Annotated in this window: 25 protein-coding genes and 1 tRNA gene; 21 read left to right on the top strand and 5 right to left on the bottom strand. The window is 42.2% G+C overall.

The window, feature by feature from the left end:
* Window positions 1–37: 37 nt before the first annotated feature.
* The 6 genes from IEW05_RS11605 to IEW05_RS11580 all read left to right on the top strand — a co-directional run bounded on the left by IEW05_RS11605 (window position 38) and on the right by IEW05_RS11580 (window position 6219).
* Entirely contained in the window at window positions 38–616 is a 579-nt protein-coding gene (locus IEW05_RS11605; protein ID WP_188538844.1) for a sigma-70 family RNA polymerase sigma factor, read from the top strand.
* Window positions 613–1593 carry a DUF4367 domain-containing protein gene (locus tag IEW05_RS11600; protein WP_188538842.1) on the top strand — a complete coding sequence of 327 codons (981 nt, stop codon included), beginning with the start codon at window positions 613–615 and terminating at the stop codon, window positions 1591–1593. The genes IEW05_RS11605 and IEW05_RS11600 overlap by 4 nt, the downstream gene beginning before the upstream one ends.
* Before the next feature lie 231 nt (window positions 1594–1824).
* Window positions 1825–2856, top strand: coding sequence for a galactose ABC transporter substrate-binding protein (locus tag IEW05_RS11595; protein WP_188538840.1), 1032 nt, complete (start codon window positions 1825–1827; stop codon window positions 2854–2856).
* Window positions 2857–3010: 154 nt separating this feature from the next.
* Window positions 3011–4522, top strand: coding sequence for a sugar ABC transporter ATP-binding protein (locus IEW05_RS11590; protein WP_188538839.1), 1512 nt, complete (start codon window positions 3011–3013; stop codon window positions 4520–4522).
* 24 nt (window positions 4523–4546) lie between these two features.
* Window positions 4547–5542 (top strand): galactose/methyl galactoside ABC transporter permease MglC, encoded by a 996-nt coding sequence (mglC, locus tag IEW05_RS11585; RefSeq protein WP_188538837.1) that lies wholly within the window; start codon window positions 4547–4549, stop codon window positions 5540–5542.
* A gap of 143 nt (window positions 5543–5685) precedes the next feature.
* Window positions 5686–6219, top strand: coding sequence for a CAP domain-containing protein (locus IEW05_RS11580; RefSeq protein ID WP_229753348.1), 534 nt, complete (start codon window positions 5686–5688; stop codon window positions 6217–6219).
* Window positions 6220–6357: 138 nt separating this feature from the next.
* On the opposite strand, the gene IEW05_RS11575 is transcribed toward IEW05_RS11580, so the two are convergent.
* A tRNA-Lys gene (locus tag IEW05_RS11575) sits at window positions 6358–6430 on the bottom strand.
* A gap of 143 nt (window positions 6431–6573) precedes the next feature.
* Here IEW05_RS11575 and IEW05_RS11570 point away from each other — a divergent pair.
* The 7 genes from IEW05_RS11570 (at window position 6574) to IEW05_RS11540 (ending at window position 15334) form a co-directional block, all read left to right on the top strand.
* Entirely contained in the window at window positions 6574–7401 is an 828-nt protein-coding gene (locus IEW05_RS11570) for a GDSL-type esterase/lipase family protein (RefSeq protein WP_188538833.1), read from the top strand.
* Between the two features lie 5 nt (window positions 7402–7406).
* The gene (locus IEW05_RS11565) at window positions 7407–8390 is read left to right on the top strand and encodes an ABC transporter ATP-binding protein (protein WP_188538831.1); all 984 of its coding nucleotides are present in this window, start codon (window positions 7407–7409) and stop codon (window positions 8388–8390) included.
* A gap of 1 nt (window position 8391) precedes the next feature.
* Entirely contained in the window at window positions 8392–9372 is a 981-nt protein-coding gene (locus IEW05_RS11560) for an ABC transporter permease (RefSeq protein ID WP_373285830.1), read from the top strand.
* Window positions 9373–9493: 121 nt separating this feature from the next.
* Window positions 9494–11482 (top strand): DNA topoisomerase IV subunit B, encoded by a 1989-nt coding sequence (gene parE, locus IEW05_RS11555; protein ID WP_188538827.1) that lies wholly within the window; start codon window positions 9494–9496, stop codon window positions 11480–11482.
* Between the two features lie 13 nt (window positions 11483–11495).
* A complete protein-coding gene (parC, locus tag IEW05_RS11550; RefSeq protein ID WP_188538825.1) occupies window positions 11496–13928 on the top strand; it encodes a DNA topoisomerase IV subunit A in 2433 nt (810 codons plus the stop codon).
* 132 nt (window positions 13929–14060) lie between these two features.
* Window positions 14061–14807: a hypothetical protein gene (locus tag IEW05_RS11545; protein WP_188538823.1), complete on the top strand. Its 747-nt coding sequence runs from the start codon at window positions 14061–14063 to the stop codon at window positions 14805–14807.
* Entirely contained in the window at window positions 14804–15334 is a 531-nt protein-coding gene (locus IEW05_RS11540; protein WP_188538821.1) for a CDP-alcohol phosphatidyltransferase family protein, read from the top strand. Before IEW05_RS11545 ends, IEW05_RS11540 begins: the two co-directional genes overlap by 4 nt.
* An 81-nt stretch (window positions 15335–15415) precedes the next feature.
* Here IEW05_RS11540 and IEW05_RS11535 read toward each other — a convergent pair whose 3' ends face one another.
* Window positions 15416–16312 carry a LysR family transcriptional regulator gene (locus IEW05_RS11535; protein WP_188538819.1) on the bottom strand — a complete coding sequence of 299 codons (897 nt, stop codon included), beginning with the start codon at window positions 16310–16312 and terminating at the stop codon, window positions 15416–15418.
* A 204-nt stretch (window positions 16313–16516) separates the two neighbouring features.
* On the opposite strand from IEW05_RS11535, the gene IEW05_RS25770 reads away from it, so the two are divergent.
* The 7 genes from IEW05_RS25770 (at window position 16517) to IEW05_RS11505 (ending at window position 22190) form a co-directional block, all read left to right on the top strand.
* A complete protein-coding gene (locus tag IEW05_RS25770; protein ID WP_229753346.1) occupies window positions 16517–16612 on the top strand; it encodes a YjcZ family sporulation protein in 96 nt (31 codons plus the stop codon).
* A gap of 170 nt (window positions 16613–16782) precedes the next feature.
* Entirely contained in the window at window positions 16783–17853 is a 1071-nt protein-coding gene (locus IEW05_RS11530; protein WP_188538817.1) for a branched-chain amino acid aminotransferase, read from the top strand.
* Window positions 17854–18307: 454 nt separating this feature from the next.
* On the top strand, window positions 18308–18718 hold the full coding sequence (locus IEW05_RS11525) for a MarR family transcriptional regulator (RefSeq protein ID WP_188540831.1): 411 nt from the start codon (window positions 18308–18310) through the stop codon (window positions 18716–18718).
* A 61-nt stretch (window positions 18719–18779) separates the two neighbouring features.
* Window positions 18780–19475: a response regulator transcription factor gene (locus tag IEW05_RS11520; protein WP_229753345.1), complete on the top strand. Its 696-nt coding sequence runs from the start codon at window positions 18780–18782 to the stop codon at window positions 19473–19475.
* Window positions 19472–20413: a sensor histidine kinase gene (locus IEW05_RS11515; RefSeq protein WP_194434118.1), complete on the top strand. Its 942-nt coding sequence runs from the start codon at window positions 19472–19474 to the stop codon at window positions 20411–20413. The genes IEW05_RS11520 and IEW05_RS11515 overlap by 4 nt, the downstream gene beginning before the upstream one ends.
* A gap of 122 nt (window positions 20414–20535) precedes the next feature.
* Window positions 20536–21447 (top strand): ABC transporter ATP-binding protein, encoded by a 912-nt coding sequence (locus tag IEW05_RS11510; RefSeq protein ID WP_188538811.1) that lies wholly within the window; start codon window positions 20536–20538, stop codon window positions 21445–21447.
* A complete protein-coding gene (locus IEW05_RS11505; protein WP_188538809.1) occupies window positions 21441–22190 on the top strand; it encodes an ABC transporter permease in 750 nt (249 codons plus the stop codon). The genes IEW05_RS11510 and IEW05_RS11505 overlap by 7 nt, the downstream gene beginning before the upstream one ends.
* An 80-nt stretch (window positions 22191–22270) precedes the next feature.
* Here the strand turns inward: IEW05_RS11505 and IEW05_RS11500 are convergent, their stop codons facing one another.
* Both IEW05_RS11500 and IEW05_RS11495 read right to left on the bottom strand, forming a co-directional pair.
* Window positions 22271–23020: an RluA family pseudouridine synthase gene (locus IEW05_RS11500; protein ID WP_188538807.1), complete on the bottom strand. Its 750-nt coding sequence runs from the start codon at window positions 23018–23020 to the stop codon at window positions 22271–22273.
* 3 nt (window positions 23021–23023) lie between these two features.
* Window positions 23024–23887, bottom strand: coding sequence for a class I SAM-dependent methyltransferase (locus IEW05_RS11495; RefSeq protein WP_188538805.1), 864 nt, complete (start codon window positions 23885–23887; stop codon window positions 23024–23026).
* Between the two features lie 277 nt (window positions 23888–24164).
* Between IEW05_RS11495 and IEW05_RS11490 the strand changes: the two genes are divergently transcribed.
* Window positions 24165–25025, top strand: a complete 861-nt coding sequence (locus tag IEW05_RS11490; RefSeq protein ID WP_188538803.1) for a prohibitin family protein — start codon at window positions 24165–24167, stop codon at window positions 25023–25025.
* 49 nt (window positions 25026–25074) lie between these two features.
* On the opposite strand, the gene IEW05_RS11485 is transcribed toward IEW05_RS11490, so the two are convergent.
* Window positions 25075–26163 carry a GerAB/ArcD/ProY family transporter gene (locus tag IEW05_RS11485; RefSeq protein WP_188538801.1) on the bottom strand — a complete coding sequence of 363 codons (1089 nt, stop codon included), beginning with the start codon at window positions 26161–26163 and terminating at the stop codon, window positions 25075–25077.
* Window positions 26164–26169 lie beyond the last annotated feature (6 nt).

Below are 26169 nucleotides of genomic sequence, written 5' to 3'. Positions count from 1 at the left end.
AGCTAAGTAATCAAACAAGGAAGGAGATCTTAATCAGATGCAGGAACGCGTACTGCTATTTCCTTTAATTGAAGAGGAGGTTTCAATAAGAGAAACTCAGACTGAGAGTTTGGAGTTTACTACTATTTTTGAGACCTACTATAAAAGAATCTATAACTATATAAGCTATCGAGTGAGTTGCCGCTATACGACAGAGGACCTGACGAGTCAGGTGTTTGAGAAAGTTCTAAATAAACTTGGAACGTATTCATCTGATAAATCGCCTCTTGAGGTATGGATGTTCGCGATCGCTCGGAATGTGGTTAACGATTATTTTCGAGCCCAAAAAAGAACGAAGATGTTTTCGCTTGAAGGTATTAAGGAGCTAATATCCAAAAAGAAGGATCCAGAGAGTTTGTATATTTTAGGAGAATCTAACGATAAGCTATTCAGGGCTCTTGATACCTTGAATGAGCGGGAACGAAACATTGTTGGTCTAAAATTTGGGGCGAATCTATCTAATATTCAAATATCCAGAATCGTAGATTTAACTGAAAGTAATGTTGGGGTCATTCTTTATCGCACGATGAAAAAGTTGAAGCTTCGAATTGAGGACGAAAGTGAGGGAGTGAAATGAGTAAAAAAAGCGCTGAACAACAATTTTCTAAAGAGTTGGATGCTTATATGATTAGTGGTCAAGGACCCTCAAAAGTAGATAGTGAAGAATATAATGAACTATTTGAATTCGGAAAGAGGTTAGCGGACAGGGACTTCAGCAGGAGCAGCAATAAGGGAGAGATTTTGCTACAAGTTAGGAGAAATAGCAGCAGTACTAGAGGAGATGAAGATATGAAGAAAACTAAGAAAATGAAGCGGCCCGTAATTGCAGCGGCGACACTGGCGGTTGTTGGTGTACTGAGTATTGGCTTGATGAAGCCAGCATTTGCACAAGATATATTTGGTAGAATCGTTCAAAGTGTATCGCTGGGACATATTACCGTGGAGCAACATGAGTATCCGACAGGACTAATCTCCATTCCAAGTGAACTAGAGGGTAAAATTTTTGATCGTGATGGTAACCCTGTAGTAGAAATTGACAACGAGCATCCTGAAACCGTCTATACCGCTAGTGGTGAGGAAGTAGTCGGTTTCATCAATGGTGAAGTCGTTACTAAAGCTGAGCAGGAGAAATTAGACCAAGAGAATAAAGTAGAAATCCTTGTAGTTAACAATCCTAATCAATTAAATGACTATACTTGTTTTGATGTCATTTTACCGACATATTTACCCGAAGGATTCTCATTTGACAGAGCAGAGTTCTACAAGGGTGACGATGGGACTGTAAGTAACTCTAAATATATTAATCTATTCTTCAAGAATGAGAAAACAGGGAAATCTTTTATTATGCAAAATCGTTTTGCTGATGAGGAAACGGCATTTATTCGTTCAACAGATGGGACGGTTGAAGCGATCAAAATTAATGATCAGGACGCTGTGTTGGTGAACGAACGCGATATCGATTGGGAATATAAAGGTGTAATCTACGGGATAGCTGGTAAGAAATCCGGGCTTGACCCAAGCGAGTTAATCCGTATTGCGGAATCGATTCAATAAAGGAGATTGGCTGTACATGCATTAGAGCATCATCGCTGGGAATAAGGTGGACTAAACAAGGATCATTTCCTTGTACGGTCCATCTTTTTTGTTGTTCAGAAAACTTCAGTAGAATTTTAATAGAAGACCTCAGAATTTTGCATACAATTTAAATGGAAAAACATGCATAATTGAAAACGTAATCATAACGACTGCTACACAAATACAAATATGCTCAGGAGGTCAAGGGAAATGAAAAAAATAACATCAGTAGTAATGGCTGCTGCGCTATTAGGCGCTACGATGGCTGGGTGCTCTAGTGGTAACAAAGCAAGCGGAGGTGATGGTGGATCAACTCCTAAAGTCGGTGTAGCGATTTATAAGTTTGACGATACGTTTATGACGGGTGTCCGAAACTCGATCGAGAAGAATTCAGAAGGAATTGCGAAGGTTGATATCGTTGATAGCCAGAACTCACAGCCTACACAAAACGATAAAATCGATTTGTTCTTAACTAAAAAAATCAATTCACTAATCATTAATCCCGTTGACCGTACTGCGGCAGGTGTCATTATTGATAAAGCAAAAGCAAAGGATACACCGGTTGTTTTCTTAAACCGCGAACCACTTCCTGAAGATATGAAGAAATGGGATAAAGTATATTATGTAGGTGCAAAAGCAGAAGAATCCGGTACACTTTCGGGACAAATCATTGTGGATTATTGGAAGTCCCATCCAGAAGCTGATAAGAACGGTGACGGAGTTCTGCAATACGTCATGCTGAAAGGTGAACCAGGTCATCAAGATGCTGAACTACGGACACAGTATTCCATTCAAGCTGTTGAAGATGCAGGGATTAAAGTTGAGAAAGTACAAGAAGATACTGCAATGTGGGATCGAGTGAAGGGTCAAGAGAAGATGGCAGCATTCCTCGCTGCTAAAGGCGACAAGATTGAAGCCGTATTTGCTAACAATGATGACATGGCATTAGGTGCAATCGAAGCATTGAAAGCTGCTGGCTACTTCACGGGTGACAAATATATGCCTGTTGTAGGTGTAGATGCTACTGCACCTGCCCTACAAGCTTTGGAGCAAGGTACGCTCCTTGGAACTGTTCTTAACGATGCTCAAAACCAAGGGAAAGCGGCTGTGACACTGGCTTCCTTACTTGCTAAGGGTTCTGCGATCAATAAAGATACCGTAGGTTTCGATATTGCAGATAATCAATACATTTGGATTCCTTACCAAAAAGTAACGAAAGAAAACGCAGCTAATTTCAAATAAGACTTGGGCTCAGCAACAGGACTTCTCATAATCAGAGTAAACATGGGAGGTTCGGACCACAGGGTACGAACCTTTCAGTTTGTAATAAGGAATATACTCCGGAGGAAATAAGGGTTGTGCCTCTCACGAAAGAATCAGATTAGGGGGCGAAGGTATGTCTACTCAAGAATATATGTTGGAGATGAAGGGGATCACCAAAGAATTTCCCGGTGTGAAGGCGCTGGATGAGGTGACGCTGCAACTAAGACCGGGGACGGTACACGCTTTGATGGGCGAGAATGGTGCAGGTAAATCCACATTGATGAAATGTTTGTTTGGCATTTATACGCCTGATGAGGGTGAAATCTTCTTAAACGGTCATAAGGTGAATATTCAAAATTCTTCGGACGCACTGGCGTTTGGGGTCTCCATGATTCACCAGGAGTTGCATCCGGTTCCTTTTCGTAATGTGATGGAGAATATCTGGCTTGGTCGCTTTCCAGTAAGGGGATTTGGCCCCTTTAAGTTCGTAGATCATAAGAAGATGTATCGTGATACAGCAGAGCTATTTAAAGAATTAGATATAGATATTGATCCGACTACGATCGTTAGTAAATTGTCGGTATCCAAAATTCAATCGATTGAAATTGCCAAGGCCGTTTCGTTCAACTCACAAATCATCGTCATGGACGAGCCGACCTCATCATTGACAAGTGTTGAGGTGGAACACTTATTCAGGATCATCAATGAACTGAGGAGCCGTGGCGTGTCGATCATCTATATTTCTCACAAAATGGAGGAGATTTTGCGTATTTCCGATGCTGTTTCGATCATGCGTGATGGCAAAATGATTGGTACATGGGCAGCAGCAGAAATGACGACAGATCTGATTATTTCTAAAATGGTTGGCCGTGATCTTACGCAGCGGTTTCCTGATCGGCATAATGTCCCAAGTGATGTCATTCTGAAGGTGGATCAGTTGACATCACCTGTCCCTAAATCATTCAAAAATGTCTCGTTTGAACTTCGTAAGGGCGAGATTCTTGGAATAGGTGGTTTAGTAGGGGCCCAGCGCACCGAATTGGTTGAGGCATTGTTTGGGCTGCGTGAGATTCAGTCGGGTACGATCTCGATAAATGGGAAGCAAGTAACGATTAAAAGTTCACAAAGTGCCAAGAAACATGGGCTGGCTCTGTTGACAGAGGAACGACGGACAACGGGGATTTTCCCGGTTCTATCCGTTCATGAGAATGGGGCAGTTGCTAATATCGATAAGTATGTGAGGCCTTATTGGCTACTTGATGAGAAGAAGAAGAAACAGAATGTTAACCAGATGATAGAGAAATTACGGACCAAAACGCCATCACCCAAGACGTTAATCATGAATCTATCAGGTGGTAACCAGCAAAAGGTATTGCTGGCCAGATGGCTCCTAACTGAGCCTGAGATCTTATTGCTCGATGAGCCGACACGAGGTATTGATGTCGGAGCTAAATATGATATTTACACTATTATTGCGGATCTAGCTAAGCAAGGGAAGAGTATCATCATGATTTCATCCGAGATGCCCGAGCTGTTAGGCATGTCTGATCGTGTGATGGTCATGTCTGAAGGGCGAGTGACGGGAATTGTGGATGGAGATAAAACTTCGGAAGAAGAAATAATGACTTTGGCTGCCCAACATTAAGGCCACTAGGGGAGGAGAGAAATCATGAATACAAAAAAAGTTCAAGGATTTGTGACCGAAAATGCGATCTATATTGTTTTGGCTGTCCTTATCTTGGGTATAGCAGTCTATGACCCTAGCTTTATTGGTATTAATACATTGCGCGATATATTAAATCAGTCATCTACACGTGTTATCATCGCTTTGGGAGTAGCGTTCATTCTCATTACAGGAGGAACCGACCTTTCGGCTGGGCGAATGGTCGGCTTAACAGCAGTTATCTCTGCTTCAATGCTGCAAATTCAGGACTATCCAAGGCGCTTCTTCCCCAATCTCCCAGACCTGCCTATGATTGTTCCGATCGTCATTGCCATTATCGTGGGATTTGTATTCGGGATGATAAACGGTCTGATCGTATCCAAATTAAAGGTACCTCCATTTATCGCTACACTTGGTACGATGGTCGCAATCTATGGCATTAACTCCCTATACTTCGATACAGACCCCAACCAATCACAGCCGATTGGCGGATTACGTGATGATTTTACAACGATGGGCTCAGGAAGTATTTGGTCAATTCCTTATATCGTCATTATCGCGATAGCAGTTTGTTTCATCGTGTGGGTCGTATTCAACAAGACCAGACTAGGTAAAAATATGTATGCTATCGGAGGTAATCAGCAAGCAGCAAAAGTATCCGGTATCAATGTCTCCAAATATTTGATCATTATCTATTCTCTCGCTGGCGCTTTATATGGTCTAGCAGGCGTGCTTGAAGCGGCAAGAACCGGCGGTGCTACGAACAACTATGGAAATATGTACGAACTTGATGCTATTGCAGCATGCGTTGTTGGTGGGGTCTCCACAACAGGTGGGATTGGTACAGTACCTGGTGTAATGGCGGGAGTACTCATCTTTACTGTGATTAACTATGGTTTGACGTTTGTTGGTGTGGGCCCTTATTGGCAACAGATTATTAAAGGTGCTATCATCGTTGCAGCAGTAGCATTCGACATGCGCAAATATGCTTCCAAAAAATAAAGCATTAAAAATAGGATTTTAATGATAAGGGTGCTATTTAGCGCCCTTTTTCCATTTTTTTCGCATGCATAAGTCGAATTATCATGTTAAAATGTGACAAGTACCACCAAAAAGTGGTTAAAGTGCTAAGGAGGCGAATCATTTTGAAGAAACGCACTACGAAACGCGTTGTAACGAGTCTGCTATTCTCTATCATGGTTACTTCACTAGCAGTAGCGCCAGTCTTGCCTTCAGTTGGAGGTGGAACCGCTTATGCGGCTACAACGAAGCAGACAAAGCAATTGGCGGCCGTATATGCACGTATTCAGAAGGAGCATGCCGCTGAAGTTGTACAACTGGTCAATGAAGAGCGTGTTAATGCTGGTTTGAAGCCTCTTGTCATTCACACGAACTTATCGACCATGGCTAAAGACAAAGCAATAGATATGTTCAAGAGCAATTATTTCAGTCATACGTCCCCAAAGTACGGGTCACCATTTGATATGATGGATGCTTACAACATTACTTATCGCTATGCAGGTGAGAACATCGCCATGGGTCAAAAAAGTGCTGAAGAAGTTGTGAAAGCATGGATGAATAGTCCGGGTCACAAGGCAAATATTTTAAATGAGAATTACGGTTTGATCGGTGTGGGCTATTACAATGGCTATTGGGTGCAGGAGTTTGTCGGAAAGTAAGATAAAGTCACTATTTTAAAATAAGTGGTTGATCCTTTGTTGATTATGACAATAGGACCAGCCACTTTTTCGTTATGGGGTAATCAAAGTACAAATAAAAAGAGGACCATTTGGCCCTCTCTTCATTGTTGTTTCTTATGGGTTATGTAGGGGTCGAACCTACGACCTGCCGATTAAGAGTCGGCTGCTCTGCCAGCTAAGCTAATAACCCATGAAATTTTATCGACAAAAAATATTATATCGCATACAGAAATAAAAAGCTAGTATTTTTTTGCTGCAAAATTTGCATATTGAATTCAGAAGTTTTATGTTAATTACATAACTTAGACTGACATGAGGAACTGGAGGCTCATAATGAATTCAACAACTAAAATTTGGACGACGGTAGGTTTGATCTCAGGCGTGTCGACGTTGTTACTTATAATTGGTTTTCTCTATGCGGTCAACGATATAATGAATCCCTTAGGTACGATGACTACCGAGTCACAGTCTCCTCTGCAAAATACATTGCCGGCTCCGGCAATTGAATCGGCGCTGGATGTGACGGCGATTGGCGATTCACTCGCCAAAGGGACGGGTGATGATACAGGTAAAGGCTATGTACGTAGAAGTGTTGATTTATTGGTAAAAGATGGGACGAAGTCTAAATTAGTAAATAACTTAGGTATAAACGGGTTAACGACCGCTAAGCTTTTACCATTATTGGACGATCAAGGTACGCAATACACATTGAAAAAGGCGGGTATTATTGTATTGTCCATTGGTGGGAATGACCTATTTCAAGGAAATCAACAGTACCTGAAGGGTGGAGCACTTCCGACGGAGAAGGATCTTGAGGCATCGGTGGAGGTAGCAGGTGAAAATTTTAAGAAAATTGTGGAAAAGATAACTAGCATAAACCAAAGTGCACAACTTGTATATGTGAGTTTGTATAACCCTTTCTCCGATCTGGAAGGTATGAAGGATATGGGGGACAGAGCCGTTAATCAATGGAATAATATTGCGATGCGGACAATGAATTCATACGAGCGCACACTGATCGTGCCAACCTATGATTTATTCAAGAATAATGGGTCAATCTATTTGTCCAGTGATCACTTCCATCCGAATGGTGAAGGGTATCAGGCGATAGCAGAGCGTATTGTTCAAGGGATAGCTAAGAATGAAGGGCATAAGGAGTGATGACAATGACGGCTAAGAGTAATGTTGCAATAGACAATCATCAAACCGTTTTGTCGGTACAACACTTAAAGAAAAAGATCGGGAAGAAATGGATTGTTAAAGATGTTACCTTTGAGGTTCAATCAGGGGAAATCTTCGGTTTCTTAGGTCCAAACGGTGCAGGTAAAACAACGACGATCCGGATGTTAGTTGATCTGATCCGTCCGACAGAAGGGTATGTTCAGATTTGTGGATATGATGTTCAAAGACAACCGGAACAGGCTTTGGCATATGTGGGATCGATTGTAGAAAACCCTGAAATGTATACATATTTGACGGGGTGGGAGAATCTAGAACACTTTGCTCGTATGATGCCAGGAGTAGATACAAAGCGGATCACTGAAGTGGTTGAGATCGTGGCACTTAGTGCACGGATTCATGATAAAGTGAAGACTTATTCGCTGGGAATGCGGCAACGATTGGGAATTGCTCAAGCTTTGTTAGGGCAGCCTAAACTGCTGATTATGGATGAACCAACCAATGGACTTGATCCTAAGGGGATTAAGGAGTTACGTGTGTTTATCCGTAGGTTAGCTGAAGAAGGAATGGCCGTCTTTGTCTCAAGTCATTTACTTAGTGAGATACAATTACTTTGCGACCGAGTTGCGATTATTAGCCATGGACGTGTATTGGCTGTAGGTACGGTGGAGGAATTAATAGCGGATGGCGCGAATTATGTTATATGGAAGCTCGATCCAAGGCAGAAGGGAGAAGCCTTGCTGAGGTCAGCGGGGATACATATTGTTACAGATCCGGACAGTGTTCTGGATGTTTCGATTCTGGCGGGAATAGGAGAACATGCAATTGTCACCATGATGTCTCCTGATCATATTGCTGCTCTTGTGTCGCAATTGGTCAATCAAGGCATTCTGGTCGAATCTGTACAGAAGATCAATCCTACTCTGGAACAACTGTTCTTGGAAATGACGGAAGGTGAAGGCATTGAATAGGATGATATCCTTGGTCAAGAATGAAACAATTAAAATGATCAAGAAGAAGCGGTTTTATTTCATTTTGCTTGTTCTATTCGTGCTTGTACCTATCTTCGCTTATGCGCAGCTCCGGGTTGCCATGAACAGTCAAGAGAAGTATGGTGATGATTGGCGTAGACAGGTTCAGCAGGCGATCACAGACAATCAGAATTCGCTTGGCAGTGATCGAGTACCGGAGGAATGGAAGAAATATCGCAAGATTTATATTCAGCAAATGAAGTACTATTTGGAACATGATATTAACCCACAACAAACGGGTGGCGTATCATTTACCAGGGAATTTCTGAATAATGCAGCAACGTTGTTTATTCCACTTTTAATCATGGGTGTTGGATCTGATATCGTTTCTTCTGAGCGAACAACAGGTACAGTGAAAATGCTACTGACCCGTCCGATCAGGCGATGGAAGGTGCTGCTTAGCAAGCTGATCACTTTACTCATGTTCGTCTCACTTATTGTGGTGTCTGCTTATGTTATTTGTTACTTGATCTCAGGACTGTTCTTTGATTATGGGGGATTTAATATGCCCGTGCTCACTGGATTTGTTCTGAATGGATCTGAAGTAGATATTTCCGGAGTGCATGCCGTTCCTCAATGGCAGTACTTATTTATGCAAGCGGGATTAGTATGGTATGTCAGTGTGATTGTCGCCATACTTGCCTTTATGGTATCGGTACTCGTTAGAAGTACGGCAGCCAGTATTGTGATCATGATGGCGGCACTGATTGCGGGGAATATACTAACGAATATGGCATCTGCATGGACAAGTGCGAAATATTTATTTATGGTAAATCTGGGCTTGACTGATTATTTAGCTGGATCTCCAGCCCCAATCGAAGGGATGACACTCGGGTTTTCCATCACAGTATTGGCTATTTGGGCGGTTTGTTCATTGTTTGTTTCATTCCTTGTCTTTACGAAACAGGATATCTTGAATTAGAATGGACAAGGGTAACAAAACACTTGTTTGCATTTGAAAAATAAATTTGCTACATATTGTGAGTGTTCAAGAAGATGACTTTTTGAACTACATCATAAAGAAGCATAAAGGGGGAGCATGAATGGCCGAACAGATCGATTTGTTCGATGGCGGAGCTTCCGGGAACATGCCTGGTGGCACGGCTTCGGGATACGACGCGGACGACATTCAAGTGCTCGAAGGGCTTGTCGCGGTACGCAAAAGACCAGGTATGTACATCGGCAGTACGAGCTCTTCGGGCCTTCATCATCTGGTTTGGGAGATCGTAGATAATGCCGTTGACGAACATCTTGCGAAGTTTTGCTCCAAAATCGATATCTCTTTGAATAAAGATGGGTCGGTAACGGTAATTGATAATGGACGTGGTATTCCAACAGAGATGCATAAGATAGGGATTCCTACACCGCAGGTTGTATTTACCATACTGCATGCAGGAGGTAAGTTTGGCGGTAACGGTTATAAGAAATCCGGTGGTCTACACGGCGTTGGTGCTTCAGTTACTAATGCACTGTCCGAATGGCTTGAGGTCGATATTTATCGTAAAGGTAAAATACACCGTCAGCGTTTCGAATATTGGGTGGACAAGCAAGGTAAAGAGCATGTAGGAGAACCGGTTGGCGGCCTGGAAATTATCGGAAATACGAACCGAAGCGGCACGAAGATTACCTTCAAACCGGATATTCGCGTATTTCCTAATGGCATTGGACTGAACTACGATACGCTTGCTGAACGTTTGCAAGAGATTGCATTTCTAAATTCAGGACTAAAGGTAACTTTGAAGGATGAACGCTCGGATCGTTCTGATGAGTTCTTCTATGAAGGTGGAGCTAGTCAATTCGTTCAGTTCTTGAATGAAGGGAAAGATGTACTCCACGATGTCATCCATTATTTTTCCGAGCGAGATGATATTGAGGTTGAAGTTGCTCTGCAATATAATGCAGGGTACACAGAGACATTGGCTTCATTCGTCAATTCTATTCCTACACGTGGTGGAGGAACACATGAAACGGGCTTTAAGACGGCGTATACCCGGGTTATGAACGATTATGCCCGTAAGAATGGCATCCTGAAAGAGAAGGATAAGAACCTCGAAGGAAGCGACTTGCGGGAAGGGATGATGGCTGTCATCAGCGTCAAGATGTCTGAGGTGGAGTTCGTTGGTCAGACCAAGGATCAGCTCGGTAGTGCTACCGCTCGAAGTGCGGTGGATGCTATTGTATCGGAGAAAATGGCGCTGTTCTTAGAAGAGAACCCTCAGGTCGCTCAATCTCTAATCAAGAAGTCGGTTCAAGCCTCGAAAGCGCGGGAAGCAGCACGTAAGGCTCGTGACGAAATGCGGACCGGTAAGAAGCGGAGTGAAAGCTCCAATCTTGGCGGGAAGCTAACTCCAGCCCAATCGAAAGATTTTACGCGTACTGAATTGTTTATCGTCGAAGGTGATTCGGCAGGAGGTTCAGCGAAGCAAGGGCGTGATTCGAGAATTCAGGCAATCTTGCCACTCAAAGGTAAGCCGATGAACCCAGAGAAGGCAAAACTTGCTGATATTCTGAAGAATGATGAGTATCGGGCGATTGTTGCTGCAATTGGCGCAGGAATTGGAACAGAATTTTCCATAGAAGACAGTAATTATTCTAAGATAATCATCATGACGGATGCGGATACAGATGGAGCCCATATTCAGGTGTTGTTATTGACTTTCTTCTACCGCTATATGAAGCCATTAATTGATGAAGGTCGGATCTATATTGCGCAACCGCCACTGTATAAGATTACTAGACGTTCCGGCAAGCTCGAGACGATCAGGTACGCGTGGAGTGACGAACAACTTCAAAATTATTTGAAGGAATTTGGCAAGAATTTTGAGTTACAGCGTTATAAAGGGCTTGGAGAGATGAATCCAGATCAATTGTGGGAAACGACAATGAATCCTGAATCACGGACACTACTTCAAGTGCAAATCGAAGATACCGCTAAGGCCGAACGTCGGGTATCTACGCTAATGGGAGACAAGGTTGATCCGCGGAAACGTTGGATCGTTGAAAATGTAGATTTTACAGAGTTTGAGGAATAGAAGGTGACTTGATTTGAGCATGTTGGAGAACTTTTTGCCGGCCTATCTGGAAGAAGTCGTAGGTGATAGATTCGGTCGGTATTCCAAATACATTATTCAAGACCGTGCCATTCCCGATGTGCGCGATGGCTTGAAACCTGTACAGCGGCGGATTCTATACGCTATGTTCGACTCCGGTAATACACCGGACAAGCCTTACCGTAAATCGGCTAAAACCGTTGGAGATGTCATGGGTAACTATCACCCACATGGAGACTCTTCGATATACGACGGTATGGTGCGGATGGCGCAACCCTGGAAGATGGGGCATGTACTAGTAGATGGTCATGGGAACTGGGGCTCGCAGGATGATGATCCGGCAGCGGCTATGCGTTATACGGAGGCAAGACTTTCACCGATTGCACTTGAATTGTTACGAGATATCGATAAGCGTACGGTACCGTTCAAGGATAACTTTGATAATACCGCGATGGAACCGGTCGTGTTGCCTGCAAGATACCCTAACCTGCTAGTAAATGGGGTCAGCGGGATTTCCGCCGGTTTTGCTACCGAAATTCCTCCTCATAATTTACGTGAGGTGATCGATGCCTGTATCGCAGTGATGGAGAAGCCGGACCTCAGCATGGAAGAGATTCGGAAGCATGTTAAAGGCCCGGATTTCCCAACCGGTGGCATTATTATGGGCGAAGATGGTATTCGTGATGCCTATGAATCTGGTAAAGGCCGAATTTACATCCGCTCCAAAACGGAAATTGAAACCCTACGTGGGGGCAAACAACAGATCGTCATTACAGAGGTACCTTATCAGGTCGTCAAATCCCGTCTAGTTAACTCGATGGAGAATATTCGACTAGAGAAAAAGGTTGATGGGATCGCCGAGGTTCGTGATGAGAGCGGACGGAATGGATTGCGCATTGTTGTGGAATTGAAGAAGGACGCCGATGCACAAGGGATTCTTGCCTATCTGTTGAAGAAAACAGACCTACAAGTAACTTATAACTCGAATATGGTCGCTATTGTGAAGAAGGCACCACGTCAGCTTGGACTGAAAGCAATTTTGGATGCTTATATTGCCCACCAACGTGAGGTAGTTACTTTCCGTACACAATACGATCTAGAGAAGGCAGAAGACCGCTCGCATGTTTTGGAAGGTCTTGTGAAAGCATTGAACATTTTGGATGAGGTTATCGCAGCAATTAAAGCCTCGAAGAATCGTCAGGATGCTCAGAACAATTTGCAGTGGATGTTTGGTTTTACTGAACGTCAAGCAGATTCAATTCTTACTTTACAGTTGTATCGTCTTACGAATCTAGAGATTACTGCACTGCAAAAGGATCTAGATGAGCTGCAGAAGAAGATCGCCATTTTACGTGGGATTCTGGACAGCGATAAGAAATTAATTGCCGTCATTAAGAAGGAAATGCTGGAGATCCGGGAGAAATACGGCATCGAACGGCGTTCGGTCATTCAAGGTGAAGTAGAAGAACTCAAGGTAAATCTTGAAGTTATGGTGGCACAAGAGGATGTCCTTGTCACTTTGTCGAGCGAAGGATACATCAAACGTACAAGTATGCTATCGTTTACACGCTCGGGTGGAGAACGAGATGGCTCAGGGGTGAAAGAAGGCGACTACATCAAGCATCTGCTCGATGTTGATACACTTCAGAATATATTGATCTTTACTCAAAAAGGCCAATACTACCTTCTACCTGTTCATCAGATTCCGGAATTCAAGTGGAAAGACAATGGTACGGCGATTGTTAATGTGATCCCGCTGTCCAAAGAGGATCGTATCGTCAGCGTCATCCCATTGCGGAACTTTGACGAGAGTGATCTGAGCCTTGTATTCGTTACAAAACGTGGACAAGTGAAGCGAACGGAGCTCAAAGAATACGAAACGAAGCGTTCAGGAGCTATTGCGGCTTGTAAAGTTGGAGATGGCGACGAAGTGCTGAGTGTTACGGTTAGCCGTAATAATCAGGACATTCTACTTCTTACAGAGCAAGGTATGGCTATCCGTTTTGCTGAAAATGAAGTGAACCCGATGGGCCGCGTATCTGCAGGCGTTAGAGGAATTACGCTCAAAGAAGGCGATCAGGTCGCTTGCGCTCTATGGGTAGAAGGCGATGAGGGTGAATTGCTCGTCGTCTCAGATCTTGCATATGCCAAACGTAGTCTACTGCTCGATTATCCTGTGCAGAGCCGTGGTGGCAAAGGGATGCAAAGCTTTGAATTCAAAGAAGGTAAACGGGTGAAGCCAAATGGTAGTCGTTTGGTTGGTGGTTTTCATTGTAAGGAAGCATTGACGATCATTGCAGTAACTAAGGACGGTGGTAGACACCAGTTCAGTTCTGAATCAGCACCGATTAGTGATCGTAAATCTATAGGCAAGTCTATGGCCCCTCTAGAAAAGAACGACGAGGTTGTGGAATTGTTAGTTATGTAGTAAATTTACGCCTAGGTAAGCGGCATAAACCGTTTATCTAGGCCTTTTTTTATTTGTGAGAAAAATGATTGTGATTGCACTATATCAACAATTAATATATTTTAATGTACATAACGATGGAGAGGTGTTCATTTGAAGATTGATCATTTAGTAGTCAATGTTGATAAGTCCATACAAGAAGATAACAACATAATCAGTAGAATTCATGCGATAGGACTGCCTTATAAGCCTAAATGGGGAAAAGGTACTAAGGGATTCAAGGTGTCGAATATATGGATTGGACATGAGTATTTTGAGCTAGTGAGAATCAAAACGAAAGATGGCGGGGGATGGATTGCAGATTGGACTACTAAATATCTTGCTGGGCATAGAGGCTTGATTGGTTTTGGATTAGAAGTTGAGAATATTGATGAGACCTACCACAAGCTTCTTCGCCATCATATTCCTGTCTCTGCGCCTGAGCCTTTGAAATTCCGCTGGTTCTTCAATCTTCTGAATAAGACGATGCCTTGGCGGAACTCCTACTTGCCTGAATTTAAAGGGGTACCCTTTCAGTTTTTTCTCCAACAACTAAATGATGAGAAGTCAAAGAACTATATGGAACAATATATGGTTCCTAATAGTCGAGAGAACGGCATTGAGGGAATTTCCGAAGTCATTATATACGGTGAGTTAACTAAGGGTGACAAGGAAATCGTATATGCTTTGTTCGATGATTATGATGAACAAGATGATGTATTAACGGTTAGCCTTGGAAATCAAACGATTCGATTTATTAACTCCGGCACCTATAGAGTCGAGGTCATCTTAGAATGTAATAATCAAGCGCACGCTGGTACGAAAATAGAGCTAGGCAATCTGCTTATCCGAAATCGATGAAATCCATTCCTAATTTCTTATCGTTTAGTAGAATGCTGTTATCTTTAGTTTTATTAGTTGTTAAGCCATTAAGCATTGTTTTCTATGTTTTGTATATTGCTTGCGGGTTAAGTGATATGTTGGATGGATATATTGCTAGAAGGACAGGAGTATCGAGTAGGCTTGGCGCTAAGCTTGATACTGTAGCAGACTTGATTATGACCATTGTGTTATTCGTCATATTGTATCCAATTGTTCATCTTACAAAAGTTATTGTTATTTGGATTATTGTTATTGGTTTGATTCGAGTATCATCGATAGTTATTGTTCTGATGAAATATAAGTCCTTTGCTATTCTTCATACTTATGGGAACAAGATAACAGGTATGATGATGTTCATCTTTCCATTATTAATGCCTTTCTTACAAGTTTCTGTACTACTATATATAATCTGTATTATGGCAAGCCTATCCGCACTGGAGGAGTTAGCCATTAATCTGACATCGAGCGCGCTGGAAGTAGATAAGCATAGTATATTCATAAAATGAAACTTCCAATCGATACATAAAGCTATGAAATAGAGCCTTGAAACTAGACTGTTTCAAGGCTATTCGGGCGATTATTCCAATTTAACTAGACACGGCGCTTGCCCCAAAACTATTATTTCGAGTCAAATGATCAATGAATGCCATTGTGACTGAGTCCATGTACATATCTCTGCGATGAACGATTCCGACGCTTTTCTGTGGGGTGGGTTTGGCTAGTGGAACGATAACGATTCGCTCGTCTCTTATAGTACCGGCGTAAGTTGCTGGAAGCACAGTACCTCCGATATTTTGCGTAGCGATTTGCCACTGGGACTCCATGGTGGATAATTCTAAGATGGGGTGTAATGTGATGCCTATTTCCGCACAAGCAGAATCGAGTATTTGGCGAACTAGAAATTTATGTGGAAATAATATGAGTGGAAGCTCAGAAAGTTGTTCCAAACGGATGCTTGCCAATTGGGCGTAAGGATGAAGAGATGAGACGGCGAGTACCAGTTCTTCGTTATAAAGTGCAGTGCTTACTAGTTGTTCGTGTTTTATGGGTAAGAAAACAACACCTAGATCAAGTTTATTATGTAGTAATCCTTCACAGGTTTCCTCAGTAGCCAATTCGGTTATAGTCAGCTCAATTCCAGGAAATTGTCGGTGAAAAGAAATGAGTGTATTCAGGAGCAAATGATTACCCGAGCAACCGAGGGTCAACTTGCCACGCTTCATTCCCGCCAATTCATTTATTTCTAATTTCGCTTGATCTATTTCGTGAAACACTCGACGTGCATGTTCCATCAGGATATGTCCTGCTTGCGTCAAATAGTTCTTCTTACCTGAACGATGAAACAAAGGTGTTCCCATTTCTTGCTCCAGTATACGGATCTGTTGACTGAGCGTAGGTTGGGATATATTTAATTTTTCTGCAGCCTTAGTAAAGTGTAGCTCTTCGCCAACCGCTACAAAATATTCTAACAATCGATGTTCCAAGGAGTATCAGCTCCATTCATTGTTAATAACTATGATAATAGATATTATGATGCCAAAAGTCTATATAAACAACGGGTTTGTTTTTGTTAATACAAGCTCTGATAATTTAGACAGTATAATAAGCCTAGTGTAGTACAAGAAGCCCTGTCGATATAGCTACATTAGAATAGGATGAAATGTAAGCTGAAAAAAGAAGGGATACACATGGGCGAATTAGGCGGAGTTGGATTATGGACATCAACTGGAGTAATTTTGGTCTTGTTCATTCTTCTTGTTATCGTTTCCAGAGCATGTATCTAATTAGTTAATAATTCATTTGTACAGAGCTCCGCTGACTTAGGTTGGTGGGGCTCTTTGTGTTGATGATCACCATAGCCAGAAGCTATGATTATAATTGATATTATAATATTGAACAATGGATCGTAGATGTATATAGTAATATTAAAGTAACATGACGTGGGAGGAAATGAATGATGAGTGAACTGAAGATTAACCTTAGTGATAATCGAAAAGACAAACCGGCAAGTGACAAATTGGGTTTTGGAAAATATTTTACAGACCATATGTTTATTATGGACTATACCGATGAGAACGGATGGCATGATGCTCGAATTGTTCCATATGGACCGATAGCTCTAGATCCTTCAGCTATGGTACTTCATTATGGGCAAGAGGTATTTGAGGGGATGAAAGCTTACCGTACACCCCAAGAAGAGATTGTAATGTTCCGACCCGATATGAATTTACAGCGGTTAAATAACTCCTGTGAAAGAATGAGTATGCCGCAAGTGGATACTCAATTTGTGCTAGAGGCCATTGCTAAGCTAGTTGAAATTGATCAGGAATGGATACCTGATGGGGAAGAGAATGCACTCTATATTCGGCCGTTCATGATTGCTACTGAGCCGGCACTTGGTGTTAGAGCTTCTAAGGAATATAAGTTCATGGTTATTCTGTCACCTGTAGGTGCCTATTACCCTGAGGGGATACATCCGGTTTCGATATATGTGGAGCAACAATTCGTGCGCGCGGTTCGTGGTGGGACAGGAGAAGTAAAGACATCTGGAAACTATGCATCAGGGATCAAGGCTCAGGAAGTTGCGAAGACGAAAGGGTTCTCTCAAGTTCTATGGTTAGACGGAAAAGAACACAAATATATCGAAGAAGTCGGAAGTATGAATGTATTTTTTAAAGTAAATGGGGAGATCATTACTCCTGCATTGACAGGAAGTATCCTACCAGGGGTCACCCGCGATTCTGTCATTACTTTACTACAGGATTGGGGATATCCAGTTATTGAAAGAGTGATCTCGGTAGAGGAATTATTCGAGGCTAGCGCTCAAGGGCTGCTTGAGGAAGCCTTCGGCACGGGTACGGCCGCTGTAATATCACCAATAGGATCGTTGAGTTTAGGTGACTTGAATATAGAGATTTCTGGTGGAAAAACAGGTGAATTATCCCAAAGGCTCTATGATACAATTACAGCCTTGCAGCGTGGACAACTTGAAGACTCTCACAATTGGGCTTTTAAAGTTAAGTAATCTAAATGAATCCCCATGCAATATAGGATAATAGCTTGCTGCAAGTGCACTGAATTCTTCTTAAATCCATAGCCCACAAAATAATCTGAGGATATGACATCTTCACTGACCTCTTCATTTCTAAAGATATGTGGGCATGGATTAATTAAGATTGTCCCCGGGTAAACTCCATTCGTTTCGATAATTCTCTTTGATATGGCGAATTGCTTACTGCAACTCGTTCTGCCCAGTTTTGAACATACTGGATCACATCCCCTAAATGCTCCCCTTTACCTAACTATCTCTTCGGTATACATTCACCCCATCATTGTTTTACTTAGTGATGGATTATTCTTCGAATTTTGACGAGTAGACTTCCGCAACATATGGATTAATTTGGGACTATGCAGGATTTTTATGTAGAGGTGGCGAATTGTTTATGTCATAAATTATACGATGAAGGTGGGCGAGCATGTTGCATACTGTTGAATTTGCCCGACAATTGGATATTCTCTATAAGGATTATCAGAGCCATATGGAATTAAACTTAGCACCGACATTAACAACTTCGCAATTGGCTGTGCTTGAAGTGTTGGAGCAACAAGGAAGTCTTAAGCCATCTGATTTGATTCCGTTCCTATCCACGACTCCAGCAGCTGTAACGATGTTGCTAGATCGGATGGAACGAGTTGAGTTGATTCGAAGAGATCGTGATGAAAGTGATCGACGTATCGTGTGGGTGTCGATTACGGATAAAGGCCATGAGGAGTCACAGCGTGGCATTGAACTCCGTAATACCTATTTGAGCGGAGTATTAGACAAAATATCAACCCATAACCAGCAATTGCTCGTTTTTTTGATGGGTAAGATTTCGGGGAAGAAGTAAATTATTATCAAGGCGAGCTTGAAAAGTATGCAGAAGTTGATTTCTGAAGGGAATGGCAAGTATGGCAAGAGTTCTCGTCGTGGAAGATGATGTGGAGATTAACCAGTTAATAAGTATTTATCTGGGCAAAGAAGGCATTATGAGTGAGCAGGCTTTTGACGGTCGGCAAGCGATGGTGTGTATTGAGAGTAGTAGCTATGACTTGGTCATCCTTGATTTGATGCTGCCAATGATCGATGGATTTGAAGTGTTGAGAAGGCTTAGGGAACACAGTACAATACCAGTCCTTATTTTAACTGCCAAAGGGGAAGAAACGGATAAGATTATAGGACTTGGTTGCGGCGCAGATGACTATGTCACCAAACCCTTTAGCGTATTTGAACTAATGGCTAGAGTCAAGGCTCATTTGAGACGGAATGAATACTACAAACCCTCTCTAGAGCATGAGCAAATGTCTTTGTTATATATAGGCGACATTACTTTAGATCGAGAACAATGTCTCGTGACAAAAAAGGGACATCATCTTTCGTTAACAGCTAAAGAATATCAGTTACTTGAGTTATTCATGACACATCCACGTAAAGTATTCACTAAGGAAAATCTATATCTTAATATATGGAATGATCAAATTGTGGAAGGCGACAATACGGTCATGGTACATATTAGCAGGCTGCGAGGAAAAATTGAAGATGTACCGGAACAGCCGTCCATAATCAAGACGGTGAGAGGGATCGGTTACAAATTGGGTGAACTATGATAAGCATAGGATTAGCTGTTTTCTTGTCCGTGTTGTTGAGTATCTTAAGCATCATAGTAGTGTTGTATTGTACCAGCAAACGGATGGATAAGGTTGCTGCATCTTTACGGCAGACCAGAGAAGGTAGCCGGAACGTTCGTATTCGATCACACTCGCGAGATCGTTCATTTCAGCGTTTAACAAGCGAAATTAATGGTTTACTAGATCAGTTTCAGCTGACGGAAATGGAGTTTCATAAATCTGAGAGTGCCAGAAAGAAATTGATTACTAATATCTCTCATGATTTGCGAACGCCTCTGACTTCTGTACTTGGTTATCTAGAGGTTTTGCGAAAGGACACTAGCATTTCTGAGGTAGAAAGGGAACAATATACCGAAATCATATGGCAAAAGTCTAATAGATTATATGAGCTTACAGAGTCATTCTTCCAGCTTGCCAAATTGGACGACGATGAGGTAGGACTTCGACGATCTGAGATCAATTTGAGTGCTATGATAAAAGAGATATGGTTATCTTACATTCCGCAGATTGAGGATGCTGGAACGAAGGGAGAAGTTTGCTTCCCGGATAATGATTTGATTGTGAGCACTGACAGAATCTCAGTGGAACGAATTCTTGGGAATTTATTGTCTAACAGCTTAAAGTATGGAGCGGCTGGCGGTGTTATTGGTTTAACTTTGTCCCAAAGAGAGGATGAGGTGCTCATCGAGATTTGGGACAAGGGGCCGGGAATATCAGAGGATCATTTGCTTCATATTTTTGATAGATTATATACAGTGGACTCCTCTCGAAATGGGCCTGTAAAAGGTAGCGGATTGGGACTAGCTATTGCCATGGAGCTTGCAACCAAACAAGGGGGCAAATTGTGGGGAACATCTCTACCGAATGTAAGGACTTCTTTCTTCTTCACTTTACCCAAATCTTCGCTCAAAATCTAATCCTATATGGGAAATTATTTAAGATAGATGTAAGGTAATTGAATGAAGGAGTTAAGGATGAAGCTGTAGGATTATAGCATCATCCTTTTTGATTTCAAACAATAAAATGGGGGGGGCGTGAAATGAAATATATACTTAGGAGCTATGGATTGACGAAGAAGTATGGCACAAGGTTGATTGTTGAGGATGTAAATTTAGCAGTAGAACCTGGAGATATTTATGGTTTTCTAGGACAAAATGGGGCTGGGAAAACGACGGTATTTCGGATGTTGCTTGGATTGGTTAAGCCTTTGCGAGGAACTATAGAATGGTTCGATGAGAAACCAACAACTGCAACGTTCAGTCGGATCGGTTCGCTAATTGAAACGCCGGGATTCTATCCTAATCTTACGGTTCACGAGCATTTGGACATTCATAGACGGATGTGTGGTGTTACGGACATTCATACTATAAATGAACATCTGAAACTGGTGGGTATGGAAGGAATGGGCAATCAGAAGGTTGGTAAATTATCTTTAGGAACAAAACAGAGGTTAGGGATCGCGAGGGCATTGTTACATCGACCTGACTGTCTGATTCTAGACGAACCGGTGAACGGTTTAGACCCAAAGGGGATTCGAGACATACGTGAATTGTTACTAGAATTGCGAAATAAACGGTCGATGACTATCTTGATTTCCAGTCATATATTGGGTGAGATTGGACAGATGGTGAATCGTATTGGGATTATTCATGGTGGAAAAATGATCGAACAGCTTGATTATGCTGAGTTGCAACGCCGGACTCGAACCTACGCTGAAATTAGGGTGAACGATGATGGACGAGCGACATGGTTGTTGGAACAACAATTACATATTAGGGATTATACGGTTTGGGAAAAGGGATGTATTCGCATATATGAACAATTAGAGGACACTGGAATGATTAATAAGGCCTTGCAAGAGGGCGGAGTTATCGTCAACGAAATCTCACTTTGTTCCGAATCGCTAGAGGATCATTTTCTCAAATTGACGGGGGGAGATCAGAAATGCTAGAAGTCTTATATTGTGAATGGCGGAAAATGAGAAAGTCTGCGGCGTTTGGAGTAACGATTAGTCTAGCATTACTATGTCCTATTCTATTCTTTCTAATAAAAATATCAGACATGGATTTCAAGGCGCTAAAGGATCGGAGCTTACTGAATTGGACGGATTATCTCGAAAACGAAAAGATTATATCTATACTTATAGCTGGTCTATTAGTCATCGCGATCGTATCTTCTTATGCTTGGGTTCGGGAACACGGAGACAACACGCTAAACGTTCTATTTACCTATCCCGTGCATCGACTAACTATTATTACTGCAAAATTAATCTTAATCGCGTTATTTTTGCTTGGATATAACCTCATCGATACCATCATTAGTCATGTTCTGATTATGATAGTGAAAGGCGAGTGGATTCCTGGACATAACTTAATTGATAATTTGATGAATGGCTTCATATCTTATCTCTTTCAAGTAGCACTCGTTCCGTTATTTTTTCTTATTGGAATGATTAGTCGAAATATAATAGTACCTATTGCCACCTCCATCATCTTTATGTTTGTTCTTTTATATTTGGTAGAAACCAGCTATTTAGATAGTCTGCCATTTGGTGGACCTATCTTTCCATTTATGTGGTATGACGATTCGACAAGTGGTTTATCGATGTTTCAGATGATCTGGGAAAATGGGATTCTAATGGTTGTCTGTCTAGCGGTAATAGTTTATCAAACCTTGAGAAGTGAAGTACGGTAAGGAACTCTAAAGTGGTGACCTGATTATATAGCAACAAAAAAACATCGTCGTTCCACGAAAGGAGTGACGATGTTTTTGTATTAATTGTGTATGGGCAAAGCTTTCTCAAATAAATCCTCTTCCCAGCAGTTCCACGGATGCTCTCGTGGGGGGAGCGAGATCAGATTAATCCGATCTCCAGTTACCGGGTGGGGAAAGCCCACATACAAGGACCATAAAGCAATTTGTTGGCCTGGTTTATTATGAGCTGAACCATACTTCTGATCTCCATACAGTGGGCAGCCGATCGCATTCATCTGAACACGAATTTGATGAGGACGTCCCGTAAGTAGTTCAACCTGGACCAGTGTAAGCTTATCATCTAATGCTGAAGTTCCAAGTACAGAATAATTCAGAATAGCCTCTTTACTACCCTGTGTCCCCTTAGGGACGATGGACACCGTGTTGGTACGCTCGTCCTTCAGTAGGTGATGGATGAGTCGCCCTTGAGATTGAGGGGGTGTACCACGTACGACAGCAACGTAGGTTTTATCAAAATTCCGGCTTCGCACAGCTTCCGATAATCGGGATGCTGCCTTGGACGTCTTGGCGAAAATCATCGCACCCCCAACCGGACGGTCCAACCGATGTACAAGTCCTAGATAGACGTTACCTGGCTTCTGATAGCGTTCTTTAATATCTGACTTTAGCAGGTTCAGCAGATCGGGGTCCCCACTTGCGTCTTCCTGCGTAGGTACGTTAACAGGTTTCTCAATACCAAGCAAATGATTATCTTCGTATAAAATACTCATTTGCGGTTGACCCGTCGTTACGGATTTCCCCGTATACATGTATTATTCCTCCCAGCGGCCAAGAATACCGCAAGGAAGATTGAGTCCCGATTTCGTAATCGGTAGGCCAAGCTCACCAGCGGAAATACGTCCACCGTATTTCTTCTTCACCGTCATGGACAGGATGTTCTGTAATACCGATGGAGAAATACCCGTCGTATAAGAGTTGATGAGGAAGAACAGAGGTTGATCCGACAATATGGAAAGACAGGATTCTACAAACGGATACAAACTCGACTCTAGCTTCCACATCTCACCATTGGGTCCACGACCATAAGATGGGGGATCCATAATAATGGCGTCATAGCGGTTGCCGCGACGTTGCTCGCGTTGTACGAACTTGAAGACGTCGTCTGTAATGAAGCGTACATGACGGTCTTCTAGACCGGACAATGCTATATTTTCTTTAGCCCACTGGACCATACCTTTTGCGGCATCAACATGCACCACCGAAGCTCCAGCTGACGCAGCGGCTACCGTTGCACCGCCTGTGTATGCAAACAGATTAAGCACAGATATCGGACGGTTAGCACCAGCAATCTTGTCCATCATCCAACGCCAGTTTGCCGCTTGTTCAGGGAACAGACCGGTATGTTTAAAGCTGGTCGGACGAATATAAAATTTCAGGCGGTCATAAGACACCGTCCATCGTTCTGGAGTTTGTTTTTTCATATCCCATTGACCACCACCTGATGAGCTGCGGTGGTAATGTCCATGAACATCATTCCATTGACCGCTCTCATTGACATGAGGCCAAATGATTTGTGGATCTGGTCGGCGCAAGATGACGTCATTCCAACGTTCCAGTTTTTCGCCGTCTCCAGTATCAATGATTTCGTAATCTTTCCAATCGTTAGCTACATACATAATAATAAACCTTCCTTCCGAATTAAGAACGGCCGGGCCGTTTCACCTAGGATCTAACCATTCGGATGTTATTGTACCTCATTATTCCTATGGCATGCTAGTAAATCGCTACTTCTTTTGCGCTATCTACGAAAAAAAGTGTTTTTTGCTCGTGCCTGTTTATCGAGAAAATGAATTATTTTCTAAAATCGTTTTGTTACCTTTTCCATATTGTTCCGTATTAATTCATAATGCCGCTATACAGCATGGCAGTAACTAGCTAAGTGGAGGGAAACAAATGGAAACAGTAGTCAATCAGAATCCGAAGAAAAATACGCATGCAGGACGTATCGCCACAATTATTGTGATCATCTTTGTATTAGCTATTGTGGGAATGAATAGTTTCACTCAAGTACAGTTTGGACACGTCGGATTATACAAAACCTTCGGTAAATTGAATGAAAATGTACTAAGACCAGGCATTCATCTAAAAGTTCCATTTATTCAGTCTGTGATTCAGGTCAATACTCAGGTTGCCAAGACAGAAACAGATACGACAGCATCATCAAAAGACTTACAACCGGTATCAACGCATGTTGTTGTGAACTACTCGGTTAATGAAGATTCTGCTTATAAGCTGATGAATAACATCGGGGGTTCTTATGACACGATCGTTATTAACCCTGCTGTACAAGAAATTGTGAAAGAGGTAACGGCAAGGTTCCAAGCAGAGGAATTGATCTCTATTCGTGATCAGGTAGCTGGAAAGATTAATGAAGAACTCACGAAGCGATTAGCTGCTTATGATTTAACCGTACGAGAAGTCAACATCGTTAACTTTAACTTCTCTGATGCGTTTAACCAGTCCATTGAAGCGAAGCAAGTCGCTCAGCAGCAAGCACTCAAAGCTAGTAACGACCTGAAGCGGATTGAGATTGAAGCGCAGCAAAAAGTTGCTCAGGCTCAGGCCGAAGCTGAATCTTTGAAGCTGAAGAAACAGGAGGTAACTCCAGAACTCGTTCAGTTGAAACAAATTGAAGTACAGGAGAAGGCTGTGGAGAAATGGGATGGACACCTTCCACAAGTAACGGGTGGCGCAACACCGTTTATTGATATTCAGTCGTTCAGCAATAGTACTCCAACAAGTGCAGGTCAATAACATGTATTGTTCAAAAGCTGTCAAGCATTTAACTTGACAGCTTTTTGTATCAAGTAGACGATTGGCGTTTTCGCACTAGGCTGACTAACCAGTAAATGGTAGGAATGAAAAACTCCATAGTGAACAGAAGAGGGGGGAGACTACCAATCATAAATTGGTTTAACTCGGGTTGTGACCTTGCGAAATAAATGGATAAGATACAGCAAAACGCAGTACTAGGTAGGCATAAAGGTCGATAGTCTGTCATCCCCGTAATATGTGTTAAACAGATTACAGCAATATAAAGAATAAAACTAATCTTCACAAACAAACATACTAACCATAGAATCATGAGAATGGGATCCAGTGTTTCGACAAAAGAACCAGGCCGCATGGAACGAATCAGCTCTAAATCGGGATAGGTAAGGTTGCCTGATAAGTCAGGACCGAAAATAAGTAATATGGGGATAAGATGTGCCATGATAATGATAAGTGAGGTGATAATTGCTCCCAAGATCGGACGATAGATCTTCTCTGGTGATTGTACATAAGGTATGACTAGAAAGAGGTGCGAGATAGCTCCGAAAAGAGTGGTCATATTAAAAGCACTTGCACCAACTTGATTCAAATTTAGGTGCGATACTAAAGCTGGGGCCATGTTCCAATCGATTTCACTTCTTACTAAATATGGGAAGATGAGAAATGCTCCAATACTGAGGATGAGAATACCCTGTGAAGCACGAAAGATCGTGGGAAGACCAGATCGAATCGCATAAACGATACAGATTCCGAAAGCGCCAACGATAGCCCACTCTGGAGTTCCGGGGAGATAGACAAGAATCAGAAAATCACATAATTCCTTTAAATTGCTTGTGGCTAGAATGAATGCAATAACAATGATGATATACATGAATATGAAATGTGGAACTCTCCCTACGATTTGATGCCCATATTGGACAATGAATTGATTAGGTCTGGAGAGGGTCACTTTATAGGCAGGGTAAATGAGAAGCAGGGTTGCAAAGCCTCCGATAATGCTGCCAACCGGGGTAGAAAACTGACCTTTTTCAACAAATAGACCAACTAAAAATGCTATGAAAGAACTGACAAGATACAATGTAAAGAGTGAAAGAATTTGAAAGTGATTTAGTTTCAACAAGGTAAT

Origin of the sequence: Paenibacillus segetis (assembly GCF_014639155.1) — a bacterium.
Classification (GTDB): Bacteria; Bacillota; Bacilli; order Paenibacillales; family Paenibacillaceae; genus Fontibacillus; species Fontibacillus segetis.
The sequence above is the reverse complement of the archived record's forward strand: the minus strand, read 5'-3'. Positions and strand labels throughout refer to the sequence as shown.

Bases quoted from the DNA above. Each gene is read 5' to 3' on its own strand.
- IEW05_RS11510 (WP_188538811.1), top strand. From the start codon at position 20,536: ATGAAATATATACTTAGGAGCTATGGATTGACGAAGAAGTATGGCACA.
- IEW05_RS11505 (WP_188538809.1), top strand. From the start codon at position 21,441: ATGCTAGAAGTCTTATATTGTGAATGGCGGAAAATGAGAAAGTCTGCG.
- IEW05_RS11565 (WP_188538831.1), top strand. From the start codon at position 7,407: ATGACGGCTAAGAGTAATGTTGCAATAGACAATCATCAAACCGTTTTG.
- IEW05_RS11500 (WP_188538807.1), bottom strand. From the start codon at position 23,020: ATGTATACGGGGAAATCCGTAACGACGGGTCAACCGCAAATGAGTATT.
- IEW05_RS11600 (WP_188538842.1), top strand. From the start codon at position 613: ATGAGTAAAAAAAGCGCTGAACAACAATTTTCTAAAGAGTTGGATGCT.
- IEW05_RS11570 (WP_188538833.1), top strand. From the start codon at position 6,574: ATGAATTCAACAACTAAAATTTGGACGACGGTAGGTTTGATCTCAGGC.
- IEW05_RS11590 (WP_188538839.1), top strand. From the start codon at position 3,011: ATGTCTACTCAAGAATATATGTTGGAGATGAAGGGGATCACCAAAGAA.
- IEW05_RS11605 (WP_188538844.1), top strand. From the start codon at position 38: ATGCAGGAACGCGTACTGCTATTTCCTTTAATTGAAGAGGAGGTTTCA.
- IEW05_RS11530 (WP_188538817.1), top strand. From the start codon at position 16,783: ATGATGAGTGAACTGAAGATTAACCTTAGTGATAATCGAAAAGACAAA.
- mglC (WP_188538837.1), top strand. From the start codon at position 4,547: ATGAATACAAAAAAAGTTCAAGGATTTGTGACCGAAAATGCGATCTAT.
- IEW05_RS11540 (WP_188538821.1), top strand. From the start codon at position 14,804: ATGAAATCCATTCCTAATTTCTTATCGTTTAGTAGAATGCTGTTATCT.
- IEW05_RS11595 (WP_188538840.1), top strand. From the start codon at position 1,825: ATGAAAAAAATAACATCAGTAGTAATGGCTGCTGCGCTATTAGGCGCT.
- IEW05_RS11515 (WP_194434118.1), top strand. From the start codon at position 19,472: ATGATAAGCATAGGATTAGCTGTTTTCTTGTCCGTGTTGTTGAGTATC.
- IEW05_RS11495 (WP_188538805.1), bottom strand. From the start codon at position 23,887: ATGTATGTAGCTAACGATTGGAAAGATTACGAAATCATTGATACTGGA.
- IEW05_RS11520 (WP_229753345.1), top strand. From the start codon at position 18,780: ATGGCAAGAGTTCTCGTCGTGGAAGATGATGTGGAGATTAACCAGTTA.
- IEW05_RS25770 (WP_229753346.1), top strand. From the start codon at position 16,517: ATGGGCGAATTAGGCGGAGTTGGATTATGGACATCAACTGGAGTAATT.
- IEW05_RS11490 (WP_188538803.1), top strand. From the start codon at position 24,165: ATGGAAACAGTAGTCAATCAGAATCCGAAGAAAAATACGCATGCAGGA.
- parE (WP_188538827.1), top strand. From the start codon at position 9,494: ATGGCCGAACAGATCGATTTGTTCGATGGCGGAGCTTCCGGGAACATG.
- IEW05_RS11560 (WP_373285830.1), top strand. From the start codon at position 8,392: ATGATATCCTTGGTCAAGAATGAAACAATTAAAATGATCAAGAAGAAG.